The organism is Roseixanthobacter psychrophilus, from assembly GCF_043195195.1.
Lineage (GTDB): Bacteria > Pseudomonadota > Alphaproteobacteria > Rhizobiales > Xanthobacteraceae > NCEH01.
The window spans coordinates 1-466 of record NZ_JBAFWT010000186.1 but is presented as its reverse complement, the minus strand read 5'-3'; the positions used below and the strand labels follow the sequence as shown (position 1 = coordinate 466).

Below are 466 nucleotides of genomic sequence, written 5' to 3'. Positions count from 1 at the left end.
GCTAGAGGGCTATAGCGTAGACGTAGTTCTCATCCTCATCCCGCGCGGCCCGCCATTTCATGAGATAAGCCGCGGATCGCCCAGGCGGATCACGCCGACCAGCTTGTTGGTCGCCGGATCGGTGACCGAGATCGTGTTGGAGAACTGCTCGGCGGCATAGACGCGGTCGCGGCTGCTCAGCGGCACGTCGGGGGTGGAGGCGGGGAAGGGCGCTTGTCCGGCGAAGGCGGGCGCCGCGCAGGCGAGCATGGTGCTCGCGAGCATGCCGGTCAGGAAACGGGTGTTCATCGTTCGGCTCCTACTTCGTCGACATCGGCATGGCCGCGGGCATGGTCATGCTGCCGTGGGACATGGTGGAATGGTCGTGCACGGGGATGGCGACCGGCATGGCCGCGACAGGCTGGGTGGGCGCCGGCGCGGACGGCGGCAGGGGCTGGCCGAGCGCGAGGCGCATCGCCGCGATCTC

General features: G+C 68.7%; 1 pseudogene. It reads right to left on the bottom strand.

The window, feature by feature from the left end:
* Positions 1-69: 69 nt before the first annotated feature.
* Positions 70-288, bottom strand: a pseudogene (locus V5F77_RS29135) (hypothetical protein); the annotation flags it as partial.
* Between the last annotated feature and the right edge of the window lie 178 nt (positions 289-466).